Genomic DNA, 22006 nt, shown 5'->3' with positions numbered 1-22006 from the left:
TCCGCGTGTTTAGCCGGGGTTTAACTCGCCCCGGCTTATCCTAGGCGGCGAACCATCGCGTATCAGGAGCCCCGCATTGAGCCTCAATGACGTTATCAACTGGGTCAGCGACGTCGTGCGTCAGCACGAAGGCTGGGCCATTCCCATCATCTTCTTCCTGGCGTTCGGCGAGTCGCTGGCGTTTTTGTCGCTGCTGCTGCCGGCCACGGTGATCCTGCTGGCGCTGGGCGCGCTGATCGGCGAAAGCGGCATCGCCTTTTGGCCGATTTGGGCCGCCGCCGCCGCCGGGGCGTTTTTCGGCGACTGGCTCTCGTACTGGATCGGCTACCACTATCAGGATCGGGTGGCCCATATGTGGCCGCTGTCGCGCAATCCGCAGCTGCTGGCGCGCGGCCACGCCTTCTTTGAGCGCTGGGGCGTGCTGGGCATTTTCATTGGCCGCTTCTTCGGCCCGCTGCGCGCCGTGGTGCCGCTGGTGGGGGGCATTTGCGGCATGCCGCAGCGCTACTTCCAGTTGGCCAACGTCACGTCGGCGATGATCTGGGCGTTCGGCATTCTGGCGCCGGGGGCGTTCGGCATCAAGTGGCTCAGCCAGTGGCTGGGCTGATTTCTCGCTAAATTGCGCAGCGCCGCGCAATATTGTGCGCGGCGGGCAAAATCAGGCTGGACATCCATACAGCCTCCCCTTAACGTGACGGGCAATGGGCGTGCGAAACGCCGGAACGGCAAGGTGCAACAGGAGGCAGGGTGGATACCAGTCTGATTTATGGGATTGGCGGCGTCGCGATCGGCATGCTGTTAGGGTGGCTGATCGCCAGTCTGCGAGTGCAGCAGACGAACGCGCAACATGAAACCGAACTGCGGTTGCTGGAGCAAGCGTTGCAGCAGGCGCAGCAGGAGACGGCCGTGCGGCAGGAGGCCCTGCTGCGCCACGAACAGCAGTCGCGCCAGAACGAGCTGGAGCTGCGCAACCTGCACAGCCAGCTGGCGGCCGGGCATGAAAAACTGCAACAGCTCAACCATTGGCGCAACGAATGCGAGCTGCTCAACCAAGAGCTGCGCGCCCAGCGCGAGGTGAACAGCGCGCAGGAGGCCGAGCTGCGCGAAGTCACCATCCGTCTGGAAGAGACGCGCATGGCGGCGGAGGAGAAGCAGCGTCTGCTGATCAACAGCGAACAGCGCCTCACTACCCAGTTTGAAAACCTCGCCAACCGCATTTTTGAACACAGCGGCCGCAAGGTGGACGAGCAAAATAAGCAAAGTTTGGATCGGTTACTGCTGCCGCTGCGCGAACAACTGGACGGTTTCCGCCGGCAGGTGCAGGACAGCTTTGGCCAGGAGGCACGTGAGCGCCATACGCTGACGCACGAGATACGCAATCTGCAGCAGTTGAATGCGCAGATGGCGCGCGAGGCCATCAACCTCACCAAGGCGCTGAAAGGCGACAACAAGACCCAGGGCAACTGGGGCGAAGTGGTGCTGAGCCGGGTGCTGGAGGCCTCCGGCCTGCGCGAAGGGCACGAGTATGAAACGCAGGTCAACGTGCGGGTAGATCATCAGAGCCGCATGCAGCCCGATGTGATCGTGCGCCTGCCGCAGGGCAAGGATGTCGTGATCGACGCCAAGATGTCGCTGATCGCCTACGAGCGCTATTTCAACGGTGAAGACGAGGCGGAGCGCGAAGCGGCGCTGAGCGAACATATCGCTTCGCTGCGCGGCCACATTCGCATGCTGGGCCGCAAGGACTACCAGCAGCTGCCGGGGCTGCGTTCGCTGGACTATGTGCTGATGTTCATTCCGGTCGAGCCGGCCTTCCTGCTGGCTATCGATCGCGAGCCGGAGCTGATCAGCGAAGCGCTCAAGCACAACATCATGCTGGTCAGCCCGACCACGTTGCTGGTGGCGCTGCGTACCATAACCAACCTGTGGCGCTATGAGCATCAGAGCCAGAATGCCCAGCGCATCGCCGAGCGCGCGGCGAAACTGTATGACAAGATGCGGCTGTTCGTGGACGATATGTCCGCGCTGGGGCAGAGCCTGGACAAGGCGCAGGGCAGTTATCGTCAGGCGATGAACAAACTGAGCGAAGGCCGTGGTAATCTTATCGGCCAAATTGAAGGTTTCCGTGCGCTGGGGGTTGAGGTCAAGCGGCCGATAAACCCGCTGCTGGCGCAGCAAGCCGGCGCGCAACACGATGAAGCGGAAGAGGCGAACGACGACGAGGTCGCCGCGCTGCCGCAGACGAACGACGATGATGATACCACCGGGGAACCGGGCTTCGTTTCGCACGGCTGAGGCCGTGGCGAGGTGGGGTATTCCTCGGGCTTCTGGTACACTCATCCACACAAAATTGACTGAATAGCAGGCAGGACAATGGCAGATCAATCGCAGGAAACCACCGATTTCGGTTTTCGCACCGTCGCTAGAGACGAAAAACAGGCCATGGTGGCGGACGTTTTTCATTCGGTAGCGGCAAAGTATGACGTGATGAACGACCTGATGTCGTTCGGCATCCACCGTATCTGGAAGCGTTTCACCATTGACTGCAGCGGCGTGCGCCGCGGGCAGCGCGTGCTGGATCTGGCCGGTGGCACCGGCGACCTGGCCGCCAAGTTCTCCCGCATGGTTGGCGAGCAGGGGCAGGTGGTGCTGGCGGACATCAACGATTCGATGCTGAAGATGGGGCGCGAGAAGCTGCGCGATCGCGGCATCGTCGGCAACATCAATTACGTGCAGGCCAACGCCGAAGCGCTGCCGTTCCCGGACAATTACTTCGATTGCATCACCATCTCCTTTGGCCTGCGTAACGTCACCGACAAAGACAAAGCGCTGCGTTCGATGTTCCGCGTGCTGAAGCCGGGCGGCCGCCTGTTGGTGCTGGAGTTCTCCAAACCGCTGCTGGCGCCGCTGAGCAAAGCTTACGACGCATACTCTTTCCACGTGCTGCCGAAGATCGGCGAGCTGGTAGTGAAAGATCCGGACAGCTATCGCTATCTGGCGGAATCGATCCGTATGCACCCCGATCAGGAAACCCTGAAGGGCATGATGGGCAACGCCGGTTTTGAAAACGTCACCTATTTCAACCTGACCGGTGGGATTGTCGCCCTGCATCGCGGCTTCAAGTTCTGAGAGGGAGATGCCGATGCTGTTTACCCCTCTGCTGACCGGTGCGCTGGAAACCTCGCTGAATAACCTGCTGTTTCGCGATCGCAGCATGAAAGCCGCTCGCCAACGCCTGGCGGGCAAGGTGCTGCGCATCGAACTGGAAGAGTTGGCTTCACCGCTGGTGCTGGTGTTCAGCGAACTGCGCGTGGATGTGCTGGGGCAGTCTGAAGACAGCGCCGATTGCACGGTGCGCAGCCGCATTCCCTCCTTACTGAAGCTGCGCGATCGCCAGCAGTTGCCGGTGCTGATGCGCAGCGGCGAATTGACGGTGGAAGGGGATATTCAGGTGGTGCAACAGCTGGTTGGCCTGCTCGATCTGGCGGAGTGGGATCCGGCGGAATGGCTGGCGCCCTATATCGGCGATATCGCCGCTCAAGGCATTACGCAGGCGCTGGGCAAAGGTGCTTCGTTACTCAAGGCCGGATTGATGCGTCGGCAGCAAGACATGGCTGAGGCGCTGACGGAAGAGTGGCGTCTGGCGCCGGGGCCGCTGGAAGTGGTGTGGTTCAATGAAGAAGTGGATGCGCTCGCCCGCAGCGCGGAAGCGCTGATTGCCCGCATGGATAAGTTGGAGGGCAAGCGATGACCCCAGGCGAACTGCGCCGTTTGTATTTTATCGTCCGCGTTTTTCTCAGCTATGGGCTGGACGAGCTGATCCCGACAATGCGTTTGACGCTGCCGCTGCGCTTCGGCCGCCGGCTGCTGTTCTGGATGCCTAATCGGCACAAGGACAAACCGCTGGGCGAACGTCTGCGGCTGGCGCTGCAGGAATTGGGGCCGGTCTGGATCAAGTTCGGCCAGATGATGTCTACCCGCCGCGATCTGTTCCCGCCGCACATTGCCGATCAGCTGACGCTGCTGCAGGATCGGGTGGCGCCTTTCGACGGTGCGCTGGCGCGCAAGCATATCGAGCTGGCGATGGGCGGCCCGCTGGAAACCTGGTTCGACGACTTCGAGCAGCAGCCGCTGGCGTCCGCCTCGATCGCGCAGGTGCATACCGCGCGGCTGAAAACCACCGGCCAGGAAGTGGTGCTGAAGGTGATCCGGCCGGATATCGGGCCGATTATCAAAGCCGACGTGCGCTTGATGTACCGGCTGGCAGGCTGGGTGCCGAAGCTGTTGCCGGACGGCCGCCGCCTGCGTCCGCGCGAAGTGGTGCGCGAGTACGAAAAAACCCTGCTGGACGAATTGAACCTGCTGCGCGAAGCGGCCAACGCCATTCAGCTGCGTCGCAATTTCGACGGCAGCCCGATGCTGTACGTGCCGGAAGTTTACTCCGACTACTGCCGCGAAAGCGTGTTGGTGATGGAGCGTATCTACGGCATTCCGGTCTCGGACATCGCCACGCTGGAGCAGCAGGGCACCAACATGAAACTGTTGGCGGAACGCGGCGTTCAGGTGTTCTTTACCCAGGTATTCCGCGACAGCTTCTTCCATGCGGACATGCATCCCGGTAATATTTTCGTCAGCTACGAACATCCGGAAGATCCTTGCTACATCGGCATCGACTGCGGCATCGTCGGTTCGTTGAACAAGGATGACAAACGCTATCTGGCGGAAAACTTCATCGCCTTCTTCAACCGCGATTACCGCAAGGTGGCGGAACTGCACGTCGACTCCGGCTGGGTGCCGCGCGACACCAACGTGGAAGACTTCGAATTCGCCATCCGTACCGTGTGCGAACCGATTTTCGAGAAGCCGCTGGCGGAGATCTCCTTCGGCAACGTGCTACTGAACCTGTTCAACACCGCGCGCCGCTTCAATATGGAAGTGCAGCCGCAGCTGGTGTTATTGCAGAAGACCTTGCTGTATGTTGAAGGGCTGGGGCGTCAGCTTTACCCGCAGTTGGATCTGTGGACCACCGCCAAGCCGTTCCTCGAGAGTTGGCTGCGCGATCAGGTCGGCATTCCCGCCGTGGTGCGCGCGCTGAAAGAGAAGGCGCCGTTCTGGGCGGAGAAACTGCCCGAGCTGCCCGAGCTGTTTTACGACAGCCTGCAGCAGCATAAACTGTTGCAACAAAGCGTTGATAAGCTGACCAACCAGATGCAGGCTCAGCGGGTTCGTCAGGGGCAGTCACGTTATTTGTTCGGCGTTGGCGCTACACTGTTGGTAAGCGGCACGCTGTTGCTGCTGGGGCAAATCGAGGTGTTCCCCGCCTGGATGATGGCCGCCGGCATCGTATGCTGGGTGATTGGCTGGAAGCGAACCACCTGATTTAATTCGTTACTCTGGTAAAGTCGGCTCTATAATGCGGGCTGGCTTTAAAAGACCCCTTAAAATTAGAGGTAATTAAAATGGGCGGTATTAGTATTACGCAATTGTTGATCATCGCAGTGATCGTGGTGCTGCTGTTCGGCACCAAAAAACTGCGCACGCTGGGTTCCGATCTCGGCGCCTCGATCAAGGGCTTCAAAAAAGCGATCGGCGACGATACGCCGTCGACCCCCAACACGGCTGAAAAAAGCAGCCTGGATGACGCTGATTTCTCGGCCAAGCCTATTACCGATAAGCAGCCGGAAGTGAAACCGGAAGAGTCGAAGAACAAAGAGCAGGTATAAACCGTGTTTGACATTGGGTTTAGTGAGCTGCTGCTGGTGCTGGTGATCGGCCTGGTTGTTCTGGGGCCGGAACGCTTGCCGGTTGCGGTCAGAACGGTATCGGGCTGGATCCGCGCGCTGCGCTCGCTGGCGGCCTCGGTGCAGCACGAACTGTCTCAGGAGCTGAAGCTGCAGGAGCTGCAGGACAGCCTGAAGAAAGCCGAACAGGCCGGCCTGCAGAACCTGACGCCGGAGTTGAAGGCGTCGATGGATGAGCTGAAAGACGCGGCGGAATCCTTGAAACGCACCTACCGGGGCGAGAAAGAAGAGCTGGCGAACACCATCCATAACCCGCAGGCCATCGATCCGGAAGCCTTGCACGACGGCGTGACGCCGGCGGAAGCGGCAACCAGCGCCAGCGCGCCCGCCGCCGTGCCAAAACCGGCAGTGGAACCTGAAGCCGTCGTGGCTGCGCCAGTGGCGGCGCAACCGGCTAAAGCGCCGGTGGAAACAGCGCCTGCTCCTGTCGAACCTGTTGCGGATAAAACCCCAGCGTCTCACCAACCTAGTGGCGATCGTTAATACATGGCTGTTGAAGATACCCAACCCCTTATCAGTCATCTGATAGAGCTGCGCAAGCGGCTGTTGAACTCGATTATTTGCGTACTGGCGGTGTTCGTGGTGCTGGTGTTTTTCGCCAACGACATCTACCAGCTGGTTTCTGCGCCGCTGCTCAAGCAGTTGCCGGCCGGCGCGAGCATGATCGCCACCGACGTGGCGTCACCGTTTTTCACCCCGATCAAGCTGACCATGATCGTTTCGGTGTTCGTCTCCGCGCCGATGATCCTGTATCAGGTATGGGCGTTTATCGCGCCTGCGCTGTACAAGCATGAACGCCGCCTGATGATGCCGTTGCTGGTGTCCAGCAGCCTGTTGTTTTACCTCGGCATGGCCTTCGCCTACTTCATCGTGTTCCCGCTGGCCTTCGGCTTCTTCGCCAAGACCGCGCCGATGGGGGTGACCATTGCGACCGACATTAAAAACTACCTCGATTTCGTCATGGCGCTGTTTATGGCGTTTGGCGTCGCCTTCGAAGTGCCGGTCGCCATCATTCTGCTGTGCTGGAGCGGCGTCACTTCGCCGGAAGACCTGAAGAAGAAACGGCCGTATGTGTTGGTCGGCGCGTTTGTGGTCGGCATGTTGTTGACGCCGCCGGACGTGTTCTCGCAAACCCTGCTGGCGATACCGATGTATCTGCTGTTTGAAGTGGGGGTATTCTTCGCTCGCTTCTATACCGGCAAACGCCGTCCGCAGGCGGAAGACGACGACGAGGGTGACGAACCCCCAGCGCCCTGATCCACATTGATTGCGAAGCCGCCCATAGGGCGGCTTTTGCTTTGGAAAAAACCATGTTTGATATCGGCGTTAACCTCACCAGCAGCCAATTCGCCAAAGACCGCGAGACCGTGGTGGAGCGCGCCCGCGCGGCGGGCGTTACCGGGATGCTGATTACCGGCACCGATCTGCCTGAGAGCCGCGAGGCCGCCAAACTGGCGCAGCAGCATGCGGGCTATTGCTGGTCCACCGCCGGTGTGCATCCGCATAACGCCGGCAACTGGGATGAACGTAGCGCTGAGCAGATTTATGCCCTGGCCGCCGGCCCAGAAGTGGTGGCGATCGGTGAATGCGGTCTGGATTTCAACCGCAACTTCTCGACGCCGGAGCAGCAGGAAGCGGCGTTCAGCGCGCAACTGGCGCTGGCGGCGGAGTTGGCGCTGCCGGTGTTTCTTCACTGTCGCGACGCACACGCACGTTTTGCCGAGCTACTGACGCCGTGGTTGGATAAACTGCCCGCGGCCGTGGTGCACTGCTTCACCGGCACCGCCGAAGAATTAGCAAGCTGCCTGTCGCTGGGCCTGTCGATCGGGATTACCGGTTGGGTATGCGACGAGCGGCGCGGTCTGGAATTGCGCGCCCTGCTGCCGCAGATCCCGGCCGAGCGTCTGCTGCTGGAAACTGACGCCCCTTATCTGTTGCCCCGGGATTTACAGCCTAAACCCGCATCTCGCCGCAACGAACCCTGTTTCCTGCCCCACATCGTGCATCAGGTCGCCGTCTGGCGGCAAGAAGAGCCGCAATGGCTGGGGCAAAAAACCGATGAGAACGCCCGCCGGCTATTCCGGCTGGTTTGAGCTAGGAGAAAACTATGAGCTATGCATTTCCGGGCACCTTTCCTGGTCGCCGTATGCGCCGCGTGCGCCGTCATGACTTCAGCCGCCGTCTGGTCGCCGAAAACCAACTGACGGTCAATGACCTGATTTATCCGGTGTTCGTCATGGAAGGCAGCAACCGCCAGGAAGAAGTGGCCTCGATGCCGGGCGTATCGCGCATGACGATCGATCTGCTGGTCAAGGAAGCGGAAACCATCGCCAAACTCGGCGTGCCGGTGATCTCCCTGTTCCCGGTGATTGAACCGGGCTTGAAGTCGCTGCATGCGGAAGAAGCCTACAACCCGGAAGGGCTGGTGCAGCGCACGGTGCGCGCGCTGAAAGACGCGGTGCCTGAGTTGGGCATTCTGACCGACGTAGCGCTCGATCCCTACACCACCCACGGTCAGGACGGGGTGATCGATGAGCAGGGCTACGTGATTAACGACGTGACCAAAGACATTCTGGTGCGTCAGGCGCTGTCTCATGCCGAAGCGGGCGCGGAAATCGTGGCGCCGAGCGACATGATGGACGGCCGTATCGGGGCGATCCGCGATCGTCTGGAACTGCAGGGCCTGGTGAACACCCAGATCATGGCCTACTCCGCCAAGTACGCTTCCTGCTATTACGGTCCGTTCCGCGATGCGCTGGGTTCCAGCGGCAACCTGAAAGGCGGCAACAAAAAGACCTATCAGATGGATCCGGCCAACAGCGATGAAGCGCTGCAAGAGATTGCGCAGGATCTGCAGGAAGGCGCGGACATGGTGATGGTGAAACCGGGCATGCCTTACCTGGATGTGGTGCGCCGGGTGAAGGATACCTTCGGTGTGCCGACTTTCGCTTATCAGGTGTCCGGCGAGTACGCCATGCACATGGCGGCGATTCAGAACGGCTGGCTGCAGGAGCAGCCTGCGGTGATGGAGTCGTTGATGTGCTTTAAACGCGCCGGCGCCGACGGCGTGCTGACCTACTTCGCCAAACGTGTCGCCCAATGGCTGCATGAAGAAGCGCTGCGCCGCTAAGCGCGATACCGTAAAAAAGGCGCCTGAGGGCGCCTTTTTGCATTACATTTTCTGGAATTGCCGATTGTCGATGCTTTGACTGACCTGTTTGTTGATCAGGTTGAGCAACAGCATCGAGCGGGCCTCGCCGTCCGGCTCGGTGTAGATCGCCTGCAGCCCTTCGAATACGCCGTCGACGATCAGAACGGTATCGCCCGGCTGCGGGGTTTCCGGATCGACATAGGTCTCGCTGGTGTGCGTGCGCAGCTCATCGATCACCTTGCTCGGGATGACGCTCGGCAGCGCGCCGAAACGCACGAAGTGGCTGACGCCGCGGGTGGCGCTGATGGTGGTGGTGTGAATGCGCTCCGGGTCGAATTCCACAAACAGATAATTGGGAAACAGGGGTTCGCTGACCGCGATGCGCTTGCCACGCACGATTTTTTCCAGCGTGATGATCGGGCTGAGGCAGTTTACCTGCTGCCGCTCCAGATGTTCCTGCGCTCGCAACAGCTGACCGCGTTTGCAATAAAGTAGATACCAGGATTCCATAATTTCACATGCCTTTCTGCCAGCCGGTAAGCATATCAAAAGCTATTCCGGATACATAGTGATGCAAGTTTCAGCATGTAACATCGCCTATCTTTCTGAATCCACGGCTATTAGCGAGGGGTCACACACTTATCGATACGGCGCTGGTATAACAGAGGGCTAAAAATTTGTTACCGTCACAGTATGGCAAGGCGTTGCGCCGCCGGCTGTGACGCTATTCATCGTTTTTGACCGAGGGGAGAAAAATGGAGCTGTTTCTGTTGAGCAACGGCAAGCTGTCTGGCGAAGCCGAGCTGCTGGGGTACGCCAAAAGCCAACTGCTGGCGATGATTGCGCGCCGCGGCATCAAATCCGCCGTCTTTATCCCTTACGCGCTGATCCGTTACGACTACGATCGGCGCGCGCAGGAGCTGGCGCAAACATTGGGCATTGAAGTCACCAGCATTCACCACGCCGCTTCACCGGCGGCGGCGATCGCGCAGGCCGAATGCATTTTGGTCAGCGGCGGCAACACCTGGTTGCTGAACCAGATGCTGCACGAACAAAGCCTGATCGTGCCTATCCAGCGCGCGGTGCGCGAGCGTGAAGTGCCTTACGTCGGCTGGAGCGCAGGTTGCAACGTGGCGACGCCGAGTATTCGCACCACCAATGACATGCCGGTGCGCTGCAGCGTGGTGTTGCCGGCGCTGGGGTTGTTCCCGGTGCAGATTAACCCGCATTACATCGATGCGCACATCAGCGGCCACATGGGCGAAACCCGTGACGAGCGTCTCGCGGAGTTCTGTGCGATCAACCCGAGCGAATCGGTAGTGGCGTTGCGTGAAGGCAGTCTGTTGCACGTTGAAGGCAATGCGCTGCGTTATTTCAGCGCCAACGGGCAGGGCTTTAAGGTGTTCCGCCACGGCGAAGAGACGCGCGAATATCAGGATACGCGCGCACTGGCTGCGCTGGTGCCGTTCAACTGCGGCTGAGGGCCACCCGGCAGCGGGCGGCGTTAACAAAATTGCAGCAACAACCTTGAAGAGGGCTTATAATGCCCTCCCCACTGGCCGCTATAATGATCAGCATGAAATACCGTGACTTACGCGATTTCCTCTCGTTGCTGGAGAAGAGAGGGGAACTAAAACGCATCAGCCAGCCGATCGATCCTTACCTGGAAATGACGGAAATTGCCGATCGCACCCTGCGGGCGGGCGGCCCGGCACTGCTGTTTGAAAACCCGAAAGGGTACGACATGCCGGTGCTGTGCAACCTGTTCGGCACCGCCAATCGCGTGGCGATGGGCATGGGGCAGGAAGACATCAGCGCGCTGCGCGAAGTCGGCAAACTGCTGGCTTTCCTCAAAGAGCCGGAGCCGCCGAAAGGTTTCCGCGATCTGTTCGACAAAATACCGAAGTTCAAGCAGGTGCTGAACATGCCGACCAAGGTGCTGGGATCCGCGCCTTGTCAGGAGCAGGTATGGCAGGGCGATGATGTCGATCTGGGCCGCATTCCGGTGATGCACTGCTGGCCGGAAGACGCCGCGCCGCTGATCACCTGGGGGCTGACGGTGACCCGCGGCCCGCATAAGGAACGGCAAAACCTCGGTATCTATCGTCAGCAGGTGCTGGGCAAGAATAAAGTGATCATGCGCTGGCTGTCGCACCGCGGCGGCGCGCTGGATTACCAGGAGTGGTGCCAGGCGCACCCCGGCGAGCGTTTCCCGGTTGCGGTGGCGCTGGGCGCCGATCCCGCCACTATCCTCGGCGCGGTGACGCCGGTGCCGGATACCCTGTCTGAATACGCCTTTGCCGGGCTGCTGCGCGGCAATAAAACCGAAGTGGTCAAGTGCCTTTCCAACGATCTGGAAGTGCCTGCCAGTGCCGAAATCGTGCTGGAGGGCTATATCGAGCCGGGTGAAATGGCGCCGGAAGGCCCCTACGGTGACCACACCGGTTACTACAATGAAATCGACCAGTTCCCGGTATTCACCGTCACGCACATCACCCAGCGTCGCAACGCGATTTACCACTCGACCTACACCGGTCGGCCGCCGGATGAGCCGGCGATCCTGGGCGTGGCGCTGAATGAAGTGTTCGTGCCGATCCTGCAAAAACAGTTCCCGGAAATCGTTGATTTTTATCTGCCGCCGGAAGGGTGCTCGTATCGCCTGGCGGTGGTGACCATGAAAAAACAGTACGCCGGCCACGCGAAACGCGTGATGATGGGCGTCTGGTCGTTCCTGCGGCAGTTTATGTACACCAAATTTGTTATCGTCTGTGACGATGACGTCAATGCGCGCGACTGGAATGACGTGATTTGGGCGATCACCACACGAATGGATCCGGCAAGGGATACGGTTCTGGTGGAGAATACGCCGATCGACTATCTGGACTTCGCCTCGCCGGTTTCCGGACTGGGTTCGAAGATGGGGCTGGACGCCACCAACAAATGGCCGGGTGAAACCGATCGCGAATGGGGCCGTCCGATTCAGATGGATGAAAAGGTACGTGCGCGCGTCGACGAAATCTGGGATGAGCTCGCAATTTTCAGTGACAGGGAACCGACGTTATAGCGTCAGGCCCTGTTCTCAGCTTTGCATTGATGACCCGACAGAGGGAACGCATGACAATATTGAGCTGTAAAGTGACCTCGGTAGAGGCCATTACCGATACGGTTTATCGGGTACGTCTGGTGCCCGAGCAGCCGTTTTCTTTCAAGGCAGGGCAATATCTGATGGTGGTGATGGACGAGCGCGACAAACGTCCGTTCTCGCTGGCATCAACCCCGACGCAGCAAGATTACATCGAGCTGCATATCGGTGCTTCGGAGCTGAATCTGTACGCCATGGCGGTGATGGATCGCATCCTGAAAGAGCAGGCGATCACCGTCGATATGCCGCATGGCGACGCCTGGCTGCGGGAAGAGGGCTGCCGTCCGCTGGTGCTGATCGCCGGCGGCACCGGCTTCTCCTATGCGCGCTCAATCCTGTTGACCGCGTTGGAGCAGCAGCCCGATCGCGACATTTCCATCTACTGGGGCGGGCGTGAGCTGAAGCACCTGTACGATCTGAGCGAGCTGGAAGCGCTGTCGGTGCAACACCCGAACCTGAAGGTGATCCCGGTGGTCGAGCAGCCGGAGGCGGAATGGCGTGGCCGCAGCGGCACCGTGCTCAGCGCGGTGTTGCAGGATTTCGGCACGTTGGCGGAGCATGACATCTACATCGCCGGGCGTTTCGAGATGGCGAAAATCGCCCGCGAGCGTTTCTGCGCCGAGCGCGGCGCGCAGGAAGCGCATATGTTTGGCGACGCGTTTTCGTTTATCTGACAGAGGCGATGCGCAGTGAACGGGGTGGCCGAGGGTCGCCCCGTTTTTATTTGGGCGTCGGCAAATTTCAGGCATAAAAAACCCGCCCCTGACAGGCGGGAAGAACGGCAACTAAACTTGGCGGGATGCCGCGATTTGAAGTGGTGACGCGGTCATCCCAAGATAGACACAGCTAAACGCGTTCAAACACGGTGGCGATACCCTGGCCCAGGCCGATGCACATGGTCGCCAGGCCGAACTGCGCGTCGCGACGTTCCATGTTGTTCAACAAGGTGGTCGAGATGCGGGAGCCGGAACAGCCCAGCGGGTGACCGAGCGCGATGGCGCCGCCGTTCAGGTTAATCTTGTCGTCAATGCTGTCCATCAGCCCCAGATCCTTGATGCACGGCAGCGACTGGGCGGCGAACGCTTCGTTCAGCTCGAACAGATCGATGTCCTGCACGCTCAGACCGGCGCGTTTCAGCGCCAGCTTGCTGGCCGGCACCGGGCCGTAGCCCATGATGGAAGGATCGCAGCCGACGACCGCCATCGAGCGGATGCGGGCGCGGGCTTTCAAACCGAGCGCTTTGGCGCGTGATTCGCTCATCAGCAGCATGGCGGAAGCGCCGTCCGACAGGGCGGAAGAACTGCCGGCGGTGACGGTGCCGTTGACCGGATCGAACGCCGGACGCAGGGCCGACAGGCTTTCGACGGTGGTTTCCGGGCGGATGACTTCATCAAAATCGTAACGGGTCAGCACGCCGTCGGCGTCGTGGCCGTTGGTCGGAATGATCTCGTTTTTGAAGTAACCCGCCAGCGTCGCCGCATGTGCGCGTTGGTGGGAGCGCGCGGCGAACTCATCCTGCATCTGGCGGCTGATGTTGTGCATCTTGGCCAGCATTTCAGCGGTCAGCCCCATCATCCCGGCGGCCTTGGCTACGCTGCGGCTCAGGCCCGGATGGAAATCCACGCCGTGGTTCATCGGCACATGGCCCATGTGTTCCACGCCGCCGATCAGGCTGATGTGCGCGTCGCCAACCATGATGGCGCGCGCCGCGTCGTGCAGCGCCTGCATCGAAGAGCCGCACAGGCGGTTGACGGTCACCGCCGGCACACGGTGCGGGATCTCGGCCAGCAGCGCGGCGTTGCGGGCGATGTTGAAGCCTTGTTCCAGCGTCTGCTGCACGCAGCCCCAGTAAATGTCATCGATCTCGTCGGCGTTCAGCGCCGGGTTGCGGCTCAGCACTTCACGCATCAGATGAGCGGAGAGATCTTCGGCGCGCACCTGGCGGAAGGCGCCGCCCTTGGAGCGGCCCATCGGCGTGCGTACGGCATCAACAATAACTACGTTTTCCATCTTTATGACCTCATGCCGGTTGGCGGGTTGCGACGTCGGACAGCGGTGTCGCCACCGGGTAGTAGCTTTCATTGCGTTCGGCCTTGGCGCGCAGACCGGCCGGCACTTGATACAGGGCGCCGAGGTGTGCGTAACGCTGGGCCAGCTCAACGTAGTTGGCGGTGCCGAGCGTATCCAGGTAGCGGAACGCGCCGCCGTGGAACGGAGGGAAACCGATGCCGTAGACCAACGCCATATCGGCTTCGGCCGGGCTGGCGACGATCTTCTCTTCCAGGCAACGCACCACTTCGTTGATCATCGGGATCATCATGCGCGCAACGATCTCTTCGTCGCTGATGGTCTGGCGCGGTTGGCTCACTTCGGCCAGCAGCGCATCGGTCTGCTCGTCGTTGTCCTTGCGCGGCTTACCTTTGTTGTCCTGGCTGTAGCGGTAGAAGCCCAGCTGGTTTTTCTGACCGAAGCGCTGGTTGTCGAACATCACGTCAATGGCGTCGCGATAGTCTTTGCTCATGCGCTCCGGGAAGCCGGCCGCCATTACCGCTTGCGCGTGGTGTGCGGTGTCGATGCCCACCACGTCGAGCAGGTAGGCCGGGCCCATCGGCCAACCGAACTGTTTTTCCATCACTTTATCGATCTGACGGAAGTCGGCGCCGTCGCGCAGCAGCAGGCTGAAGCCGGCGAAGTATGGGAACAGCACGCGGTTGACGAAGAAGCCCGGGCAGTCGTTCACCACGATCGGCGTTTTGCCCATGCGGCTGGCGTAGGCCACCACTTTGGCAATGGTCTCGTCGCTGGTTTGTTCGCCGCGGATGATTTCGACCAGCGGCATACGGTGTACCGGGTTAAAGAAGTGCATGCCGCAGAAGTTTTGCGGACGCTTCAACGATTTTGCCAGATGATTAATCGGAATGGTCGAGGTGTTCGACGCCAGAACGGTGTCTTCGCCGATCAGGTTTTCCACTTCCGACAGCACGGCGGCTTTGACCTTCGGGTTCTCCACGACCGCTTCGACGATCACCTGCGCGCGCTCGATGCCGGCGTAGTCCAGCGTCGGCTGAATGGTCGACAGCACCTGCGCCATTTTCAGGCCATCCAGCTTGCCGCGTTCCAACTGCTTATTGAGCAGCTTGGCCGCTTCGTTCATGCCCAACGTCAGCGATTTGTCGCTGATGTCCTTCATGATCACCGGCACGCCTTTCAACGCCGATTGGTAAGCGATGCCGCCGCCCATGATGCCGGCGCCCAACACCGCCGCCTGTTTCGGCGCGTCCACATTCTTGGCCAGCTTTTTCGCCTGGCCCTTCACGAACTGATCGTTAAGGAAGATGCCGACCAGCGCACGCGCTTCGTTGGAGCGCGCCAACGGCACGAAGCTGGCGGTTTCCAGTTTCAGCGCTTCATCGCGGCCCAGCTTGGCGGCGGCTTCAATGGTTTTCACCGCGGTCATCGGCGCCGGGTAATGTTTGCCGGCGGTCTGCAGCACCATGCCTTTGGCGGTGGTGAAGCTCATTGCCGCCTCGATCGGGCTGAGCTTCAGCGGCTCCAGCTTCGGTTGACGCGCGGCGCGCCAGTTCAGCTTGCCGTCGATCGCCTGTTGCAGCATGTTGAGCGCGGCTTCGGCCAGTTTTTCCGGCGCCACTACCGCATCGACCAGGCCGACTTTCAACGCGTCTTTGGCGCTGACGTCTTTGCCGGCGGCGATGATTTCCAGCGCGCTGTCGTTACCCAGCAGGCGCGGCAGGCGGACGGAGCCGCCGAAGCCCGGCATGATGCCCAATTTGGTTTCAGGCAGGCCGATGCGCGCGTCCGGTGAGGCGACGCGGAAATCGGTCGCCAAAATGCATTCGCAACCGCCGCCGAGCGCATAGCCGTTAATGGCCGAAATGGTCGGCACCGGCAAATCTTCCAGCCGGTTAAAGACGTTGTTGGCGAATACCAGCCACTCCTGCAGCTTTTCAGCCGGCGCGGCGAACAGAGAAAGGAATTCGGTGATATCGGCGCCGACGATAAATGCGGCTTTGGTGGAGCGCAGCAGCAGCCCCTTGAGCTCTGGCTGGTTTTCCAGCACGGTGAGCGCTTCGCCCAGGCTGGCGACGGTGCGGGTGTCCAGCTTGTTGACCGAGCCCGGTGCGTTGAACACCAGCTCGGCGATGCCGTTATCGAGCCAGTGCAGTTGTAATGTTTCGCCTTGGTAGAGCATGTCTATCTCCTGAATCAGCGTATGATCTGGTATGACCAGATGAAGAGGAGTGTGGTTTTTATGTTAACAATATGCAAATGAGAGATTGCATTTTTGCTGGTCTGATCACATGTCGCTAAGTTAGTTTTTTGATTTGAAACGAAGTTATATTTTATGTGCTATCGGCATTTGCCGGAGCTTGTCGGCCCTCATACACTTGCTCGCAGCGAATGAACATTCAGACGAGGTTACGCATGACTAAGGCGGCTTGTGTTAAACGCAGCGGCTTATGGAGCATTCCCGCCAGAACCATGACGCTGGCGTGTCTGTTGGTGTTTATGGCGCAAATGGCGACGACCGTGTACTTGCCTTCGCTGCCGACGGTGATGCGGGAGCTGGCGATGAGCCGGCGCGCCACCGAGTTGTCCATTTCAATCTTCGTCATCGGCGCCGCCTTGCCGGTGCTGTTCTGGGGCGCGGCCGCCGATCGCTTTGGCCGCCGCGCGCCCCTGACGCTGTCTTTATTTCTTTTCATTGGCTGCAGCGGGCTGTTGGCGCTGTGCAGCAACGGCGCCCAATTGCTGACGCTGCGTGCGCTGCAGGGCGTGGGTGCCGGCGGTGCGGCGATCATCGCGCGCATCATCGTGCGGGATAACTGGAGCGGGGACGAACTGGCGCGGCGTCTGTCGGTGCTCTCCATCGCCTTTATCACCGCGCTGGGCGGCGGTCAGTTTATCGGTGGCCTGCTGAGCCAATATGCGCACTGGCAGATGGGCTTCGTCCTGATGGGCGCCACCGGTTTGATCATTCTGGTGCTGATGGCGACGCTGCCGCTGGAGGCGGGACGGGCAGGGGGCGTGCGCCCGGCGATGGCGGCAACCTACTTTGCCATCCTGCGGCGGCCTGGGTTCTTTTGGCCGGCCTGCGTCGGCGGGCTGGGGTTTGCCACCACGGTGACACTGCAGGAAGTGAGTCCGTTCGTCATGCAGCAGGAGTTTGGTCTCAACGTCACGGCGTTCGGCGCCCTGGGGCTGGTGATCGGCGTCGCCTACTTCAGCGGGGCGCTGACGGTGAACCGTACGGTGGCGCGTCTCGGCGGGAAAAAACTGATGCAGGCCGGCAGCGGCATCGTGGCGCTGGCGACGGCGGCGATCCTGCTGCTGTGGTGGAGCGGCGTTCTGGCCGGCCTTTCCGGCATGGCGCTGTTCATCGCGCTGTATTGCCTGACCATTTTTGGCCAGGCGGTGCTGTTTCCCAACAGCATGGCGATGGCGGTCAGCGATGCCAAAGAGTACGGCGCTTATGCGATGGCGCTGTGTGGCTTTCTGCAGCAGTGTCTGGCGGGCGTCGCCGCGGCCGGCGCGGTGTTGTTGGAACACCATGGCCTGTGGGCGCTGGCGATAGCGCTGCTCGGTTTGGGCGGCTGGTTAATGGTTAAGCTGCGGATGTAACGGCATTTGCAGGGAATTGCGAGCTGCTCCGCATGCCCAACGCGATGAGGTTGGTGCGTCGGAGCGCTGTGTTAAGATGGCTTCTTTCGTGCTAAGGCATAAGGGTACTGTGATGGAAACGCTGGCTTCTTTGTATAACGACCACCTGGCAGAACTGCAAAAACGCGCGCGTGAAGTGCTGGAGCGCAACAAGTTGGATGCGCTGCTGATTCACTCCGGGGAACTGCAAAAGGTATTTTTGGACGACCATAGCTACCCGTTCAAAGTGAACGCGCATTTCAAAGCCTGGGTGCCGGTGACGTCGGTGCCGAACTGCTGGTTGTGGATAGATGGCGTCAACAAGCCGAAGCTGTGGTTCTACTCCCCGGTTGACTACTGGCACAGCGTAGAGCCGCTGCCGAACAGTTTCTGGACCAAGTCCCTCGAATTGATGCCGCTGGCCAACGCCGATGCGATCGCGCAGCAGCTGCCGCCGCAGCGTGAGCGCGTCGGCTATATCGGTTATGCCCAACAGCGCGCCCGCGATCTCGGCATCCCTTCGGAAAACATCAACCCGAAAGCGGTGCTGAACTACCTGGATTTCCACCGTTCGATTAAAACCGGCTATGAGCTGGCCTGCATGCGCGAAGCGCAGAAGACGGCGGTAACCGGCCATCGTGCCGCGCATGAGGCCTTCCTCTCCGGCATGAGCGAGTTCGACATCAATCTGGCCTACCTGACGGCTACCGGCCATCGCGATACCGATGTGCCTTACGACAACATCGTGGCGTTGAACGAGCACGCTTCGGTGCTGCACTACACCAAGCTGGATCATCAGCCGCCGGCCGAGTCCCTGAGTTTTCTGATCGACGCCGGGGCGGAATATAACGGCTACGCCGCCGATCTGACGCGTACCTATGCGGCGCAAAGCGGCAGCGAGTTCGCTCATCTGGTGAAAGATCTCAATAGTGAACAGCTGGCGCTGATCGACACCATTAAAACCGGCGTGCGTTACACCGACTATCATGTGCAGATGCATCAGCGCATCGCCAAGCTGCTCAAGAATCACAAACTGGTGAATGGCCTCAGCGAAGAGGCGATGGTCGAAACGGGTATCACCACGCCGTTCCTGCCGCACGGGTTGGGCCATCCGTTGGGCCTGCAGGTGCACGACGCCGCCGGTTTTATGCAGGATGAGCAAGGCACCCATCTGGCGGCGCCGTCCAAGTACCCGTTCCTGCGTTGTACCCGCGTGTTGCAGCCGGGCATGGTGTTGACCATCGAACCGGGTCTGTACTTCATCGAGTCTCTGTTGGCGCCGTGGCGCAGCGGCGAGTTCAAGCAGCACTTCGCCTGGGATCGCATCGATGCGCTGAAACCGTATGGCGGTATTCGCATCGAAGACAACATCGTGATCCATGAAAAGCGCATCGAGAACATGACGCGCGATCTGAACCTGGCTTGATGCGGCCGTACCCGATACCGGCGGAAGCAACCTGCTTTACCGAAGAGATAAAGAAGAGCCGTTTCATCACCCTGCTGGCGCCGACCGGCGGGGTGGAGGCGGCAAAGGCGTTTATTCAGCAGGTGCGGGATGAGCACCCGGCGGCGCGGCACCACTGTTGGGCTTTCGTCGCCGGTAGCCCCGATGATTCGCAGCAGCTGGGGTTCTCCGACGATGGAGAACCGTCGGGCACCGCCGGCAAACCTATCCTCGCGCAGCTGATGGGCAGCGGTATCGGTGAAGTGACCGCCGTAGTCGTTCGGTACTACGGCGGTGTCAAGCTGGGCACCGGCGGGCTGGTGAAAGCTTATGGCAACGGTGTTCAACAGGCATTGAAGCAGCTGGCGCTGGCGCAAAAGGTGCCCGAAGCCGAATATATCTTGCAGTGCGACTATGCGCAGTTGGCGCTGGTGGAGAACTTGTTGCAGCAAATCGCAGGTCGGATCCTGCAGGGTGAATACGGCGCCGCCGTCGTGCTGCATTTGGCGCTGCCGGCGACTGAGGTCGAGCTGTTTGGGAATAAATTGCGTGATCTCAGTCGCGGTAATTTGCAATTAACCCCCATTTCGCAATAATCCTCCCAATTGAATTGCTAAGGATCGTGCTGAAATGCATTTTCGCGCCATAACCCGTATCGTTGGTCTTCTGGTCATCCTGTTCTCCGGGACGATGTTTATTCCCGGCCTGGTGGCATTGATTTATCGCGATGGGGCGGGGCGAGCGTTCAGCCAAACGTTCTTCGTGGCGTTGACCATCGGGCTGATGCTGTGGTGGCCGAACCGTAAGCAGAAACACGAGCTGAAGCCGCGTGAAGGTTTCTTGATCGTCGTGCTGTTCTGGACCGTGCTGGGCAGCGTGGGGGCATTGCCGTTCCTGTTTTCGGAACGTCCTAATTTGTCGCTGACCGACGCCTTCTTTGAATCCTTCTCGGGATTGACGACTACCGGCGCAACGACGCTGGTGGGGCTGGACTCGTTGCCTAAGGCCATCCTGTTCTATCGCCAAATGCTGCAATGGATGGGCGGGATGGGGATCATCGTGTTGGCGGTGGCGATACTGCCGATACTCGGCGTCGGGGGCATGCAGCTGTATCGGGCGGAAATGCCCGGGCCGCTGAAAGATAACAAGATGCGTCCGCGTATTGCCGAAACCGCCAAAACCCTGTGGCTAATCTATGTGTTGCTGACCGTCGCCTGTGCGCTGGCGCTCTGGGGGGCCGGGATGTCGGTGTTCGACGCCATCGGCCACAGTTTCTCGACCATCGCCATTGGCGGGTTTTCTACCCACGATGCCAGTATCGGTTATTACGCCAGCCCGACCATCAACACCATCATTGCCGTGTTCCTGCTGATTTCCGGCTGTAACTACGGTCTGCACTTCGCTTTGCTAAGCGGCCGCAGTCTGAAGGTCTATGGGCGCGATCCTGAATTCCGCATGTTTATCTTCGTTCAACTGACGCTGGTGGTGGTGTGCACGTTGGTGCTCTGGGGACATGGCGTCTATAAGAGCGGTATGGAAACGCTCAATCAGGCGTTCTTCCAGGTGGTATCGATGGCGACCACGGCCGGTTTTACGACCGACAGCATCGCCAAGTGGCCGCTGTTCCTGCCGATGCTGTTGCTGTGTTCGGCATTCATCGGCGGTTGCGCCGGTTCGACCGGCGGCGGCCTGAAGGTGATCCGTATTCTGCTGTTGTACCTGCAGGGCTCGCGCGAATTGAAAAGGCTGGTGCACCCCAACGCGGTCTATACCATCAAATTGGGCAATCGCGCACTGCCGGAACGTATTCTGGAAGCGGTGTGGGGGTTCTTCTCCGCCTATGCGCTGGTGTTTATCGTCAGCATGCTGGCGATCATTGCGACCGGCGTTGATGATTTCTCCGCGTTTGCCGCAGTGACGGCAACGCTGAATAACCTTGGTCCTGGTCTGGGCGTGGTGGCGGACAACTTCACCACGATGCCGGCGGCGGCCAAGTGGATCCTGGTGGTGACGATGCTGTTCGGGCGCCTGGAAGTGTTTACATTGCTGGTGCTGTTCACGCCAACCTTCTGGCGTGAGTGAGCCTGTTATAAGGAGTACGCCATGAAGGCATTGATACTTTATTCGAGCCGTGACGGGCAAACACGTGCTATCGCTTCTTATATAGCAAGCAAATTGCAGGATACGCTGCGCTGTGAGGTTATCGATCTGTTGCAGGCGGAACAGATCGACCTTAGCCAGTATCAGCAGGTGATGATCGGCGCTTCTATTCGCTACGGGCACTTTAACCCGGTGCTGGATAAATTCGTTAAACGTCATGCCGAACAGTTGAATCGGATGCCCAGCGCATTCTTTGCCGTCAATCTGACCGCACGCAAACCGGAAAAGCGTTCGCCGCAAACCAACGCCTATACCCGTAAGTTCCTGTTGGCGTCGCCGTGGCAGCCAAAACAGTGCGCGGTGTTTGCCGGGGCATTGCGTTATCCACGTTATCGCTGGTTCGACCGCATCATGATTCAATTTATTATGCGTATGACCGGTGGAGAAACGGATACCAGTAAGGAAGTTGAGTACACAGATTGGCAGCAAGTCGATCGTTTCGCCCAGGAATTTAGCCAGATTCAGTACGAAAAGTGACAGAAATGCGGGTTTGGCCAGCGTTTTGCCGAAAAAATCCGCGCTTGAAAAGTTTTTTGCATTTAGGGGTTGCGGCCTGCCGAGAACTCCCTATAATGCGCCTCCACTGACCGGGAACAACGACTGACAAGCCGCCGGGTCAGCGAGAGAAAAGCGAAATAAACGCTTGACTC

The 22006-nt window shown here is 59.8% G+C and carries 21 protein-coding genes; 18 read left to right on the top strand and 3 right to left on the bottom strand.

The window, feature by feature from the left end; translation table 11 throughout:
- Positions 1–76: 76 nt before the first annotated feature.
- From HWW83_RS16900 to hemB, 10 genes are all read left to right on the top strand, one after another.
- On the top strand, positions 77–607 hold the full coding sequence (locus HWW83_RS16900) for a DedA family protein (RefSeq protein WP_004934438.1): 531 nt from the start codon (positions 77–79) through the stop codon (positions 605–607).
- Between the two features lie 140 nt (positions 608–747).
- On the top strand, positions 748–2295 hold the full coding sequence (rmuC, locus tag HWW83_RS16895; RefSeq protein ID WP_033644974.1) for a DNA recombination protein RmuC: 1548 nt from the start codon (positions 748–750) through the stop codon (positions 2293–2295).
- Between the two features lie 78 nt (positions 2296–2373).
- On the top strand, positions 2374–3129 hold the full coding sequence (ubiE, locus tag HWW83_RS16890) for a bifunctional demethylmenaquinone methyltransferase/2-methoxy-6-polyprenyl-1,4-benzoquinol methylase UbiE (protein WP_004934443.1): 756 nt from the start codon (positions 2374–2376) through the stop codon (positions 3127–3129).
- A gap of 13 nt (positions 3130–3142) precedes the next feature.
- Entirely contained in the window at positions 3143–3751 is a 609-nt protein-coding gene (gene ubiJ, locus HWW83_RS16885; RefSeq protein WP_033644973.1) for a ubiquinone biosynthesis protein UbiJ, read from the top strand.
- Entirely contained in the window at positions 3748–5379 is a 1632-nt protein-coding gene (gene ubiB / locus HWW83_RS16880) for a ubiquinone biosynthesis regulatory protein kinase UbiB (protein ID WP_033644971.1), read from the top strand. The genes ubiJ and ubiB overlap by 4 nt, the downstream gene beginning before the upstream one ends.
- 80 nt (positions 5380–5459) lie before the next feature.
- Positions 5460–5723 carry a Sec-independent protein translocase subunit TatA gene (gene tatA / locus HWW83_RS16875; protein ID WP_004934452.1) on the top strand — a complete coding sequence of 88 codons (264 nt, stop codon included), beginning with the start codon at positions 5460–5462 and terminating at the stop codon, positions 5721–5723.
- A 3-nt stretch (positions 5724–5726) separates the two neighbouring features.
- Entirely contained in the window at positions 5727–6284 is a 558-nt protein-coding gene (gene tatB / locus HWW83_RS16870; protein WP_033644970.1) for a Sec-independent protein translocase protein TatB, read from the top strand.
- 3 nt (positions 6285–6287) lie between these two features.
- A complete protein-coding gene (tatC, locus tag HWW83_RS16865) occupies positions 6288–7058 on the top strand; it encodes a Sec-independent protein translocase subunit TatC (protein ID WP_033644968.1) in 771 nt (256 codons plus the stop codon).
- Between the two features lie 53 nt (positions 7059–7111).
- Positions 7112–7894, top strand: coding sequence for a 3'-5' ssDNA/RNA exonuclease TatD (gene tatD / locus HWW83_RS16860; RefSeq protein WP_033645224.1), 783 nt, complete (start codon positions 7112–7114; stop codon positions 7892–7894).
- 14 nt (positions 7895–7908) lie between these two features.
- Positions 7909–8931, top strand: coding sequence for a porphobilinogen synthase (hemB, locus tag HWW83_RS16855; RefSeq protein ID WP_042783470.1), 1023 nt, complete (start codon positions 7909–7911; stop codon positions 8929–8931).
- A gap of 42 nt (positions 8932–8973) precedes the next feature.
- Here the strand turns inward: hemB and rfaH are convergent, their stop codons facing one another.
- A complete protein-coding gene (gene rfaH / locus HWW83_RS16850) occupies positions 8974–9462 on the bottom strand; it encodes a transcription/translation regulatory transformer protein RfaH (protein WP_033644965.1) in 489 nt (162 codons plus the stop codon).
- A gap of 245 nt (positions 9463–9707) precedes the next feature.
- Between rfaH and pepE the strand changes: the two genes are divergently transcribed.
- The 3 genes from pepE to fre all read left to right on the top strand — a co-directional run bounded on the left by pepE (position 9708) and on the right by fre (position 12768).
- Entirely contained in the window at positions 9708–10433 is a 726-nt protein-coding gene (gene pepE, locus HWW83_RS16845) for a dipeptidase PepE (RefSeq protein ID WP_033644964.1), read from the top strand.
- Positions 10434–10495: 62 nt separating this feature from the next.
- Entirely contained in the window at positions 10496–12016 is a 1521-nt protein-coding gene (gene ubiD / locus HWW83_RS16840; protein WP_033644963.1) for a 4-hydroxy-3-polyprenylbenzoate decarboxylase, read from the top strand.
- A gap of 50 nt (positions 12017–12066) precedes the next feature.
- Positions 12067–12768 carry an NAD(P)H-flavin reductase gene (gene fre / locus HWW83_RS16835; protein ID WP_069100519.1) on the top strand — a complete coding sequence of 234 codons (702 nt, stop codon included), beginning with the start codon at positions 12067–12069 and terminating at the stop codon, positions 12766–12768.
- A gap of 172 nt (positions 12769–12940) precedes the next feature.
- On the opposite strand, the gene fadA is transcribed toward fre, so the two are convergent.
- Entirely contained in the window at positions 12941–14104 is a 1164-nt protein-coding gene (gene fadA / locus HWW83_RS16830; RefSeq protein WP_033644961.1) for an acetyl-CoA C-acyltransferase FadA, read from the bottom strand.
- Between the two features lie 10 nt (positions 14105–14114).
- Positions 14115–16304: a fatty acid oxidation complex subunit alpha FadB gene (fadB, locus tag HWW83_RS16825; protein WP_033644960.1), complete on the bottom strand. Its 2190-nt coding sequence runs from the start codon at positions 16302–16304 to the stop codon at positions 14115–14117.
- Positions 16305–16537: 233 nt separating this feature from the next.
- Here fadB and HWW83_RS16820 point away from each other — a divergent pair, with 233 nt between their 5' ends.
- The 5 genes from HWW83_RS16820 to hemG all read left to right on the top strand — a co-directional run bounded on the left by HWW83_RS16820 (position 16538) and on the right by hemG (position 21833).
- Positions 16538–17734 (top strand): MFS transporter, encoded by a 1197-nt coding sequence (locus HWW83_RS16820; RefSeq protein ID WP_033652656.1) that lies wholly within the window; start codon positions 16538–16540, stop codon positions 17732–17734.
- A gap of 112 nt (positions 17735–17846) precedes the next feature.
- On the top strand, positions 17847–19178 hold the full coding sequence (gene pepQ / locus HWW83_RS16815; RefSeq protein WP_033644957.1) for a Xaa-Pro dipeptidase: 1332 nt from the start codon (positions 17847–17849) through the stop codon (positions 19176–19178).
- On the top strand, positions 19178–19792 hold the full coding sequence (locus HWW83_RS16810; RefSeq protein WP_033644956.1) for an IMPACT family protein: 615 nt from the start codon (positions 19178–19180) through the stop codon (positions 19790–19792). The genes pepQ and HWW83_RS16810 overlap by 1 nt, the downstream gene beginning before the upstream one ends.
- Positions 19793–19826: 34 nt before the next feature.
- Positions 19827–21278, top strand: a complete 1452-nt coding sequence (trkH, locus tag HWW83_RS16805; protein ID WP_004934492.1) for a Trk system potassium transporter TrkH — start codon at positions 19827–19829, stop codon at positions 21276–21278.
- Positions 21279–21299: 21 nt separating this feature from the next.
- Complete coding sequence (gene hemG, locus HWW83_RS16800) at positions 21300–21833, top strand: menaquinone-dependent protoporphyrinogen IX dehydrogenase (RefSeq protein WP_033652659.1); 534 nt, start codon at positions 21300–21302, stop codon at positions 21831–21833.
- The last annotated feature ends 173 nt before the right edge of the window (positions 21834–22006 follow it).

It is taken from the genome of Serratia ureilytica, assembly GCF_013375155.1.
GTDB classification, from domain to species: domain Bacteria; phylum Pseudomonadota; class Gammaproteobacteria; order Enterobacterales; family Enterobacteriaceae; genus Serratia; species Serratia ureilytica.
Note: the sequence above shows the minus strand (reverse complement) of the source record. Positions and strands in the feature narration are given on the sequence as shown.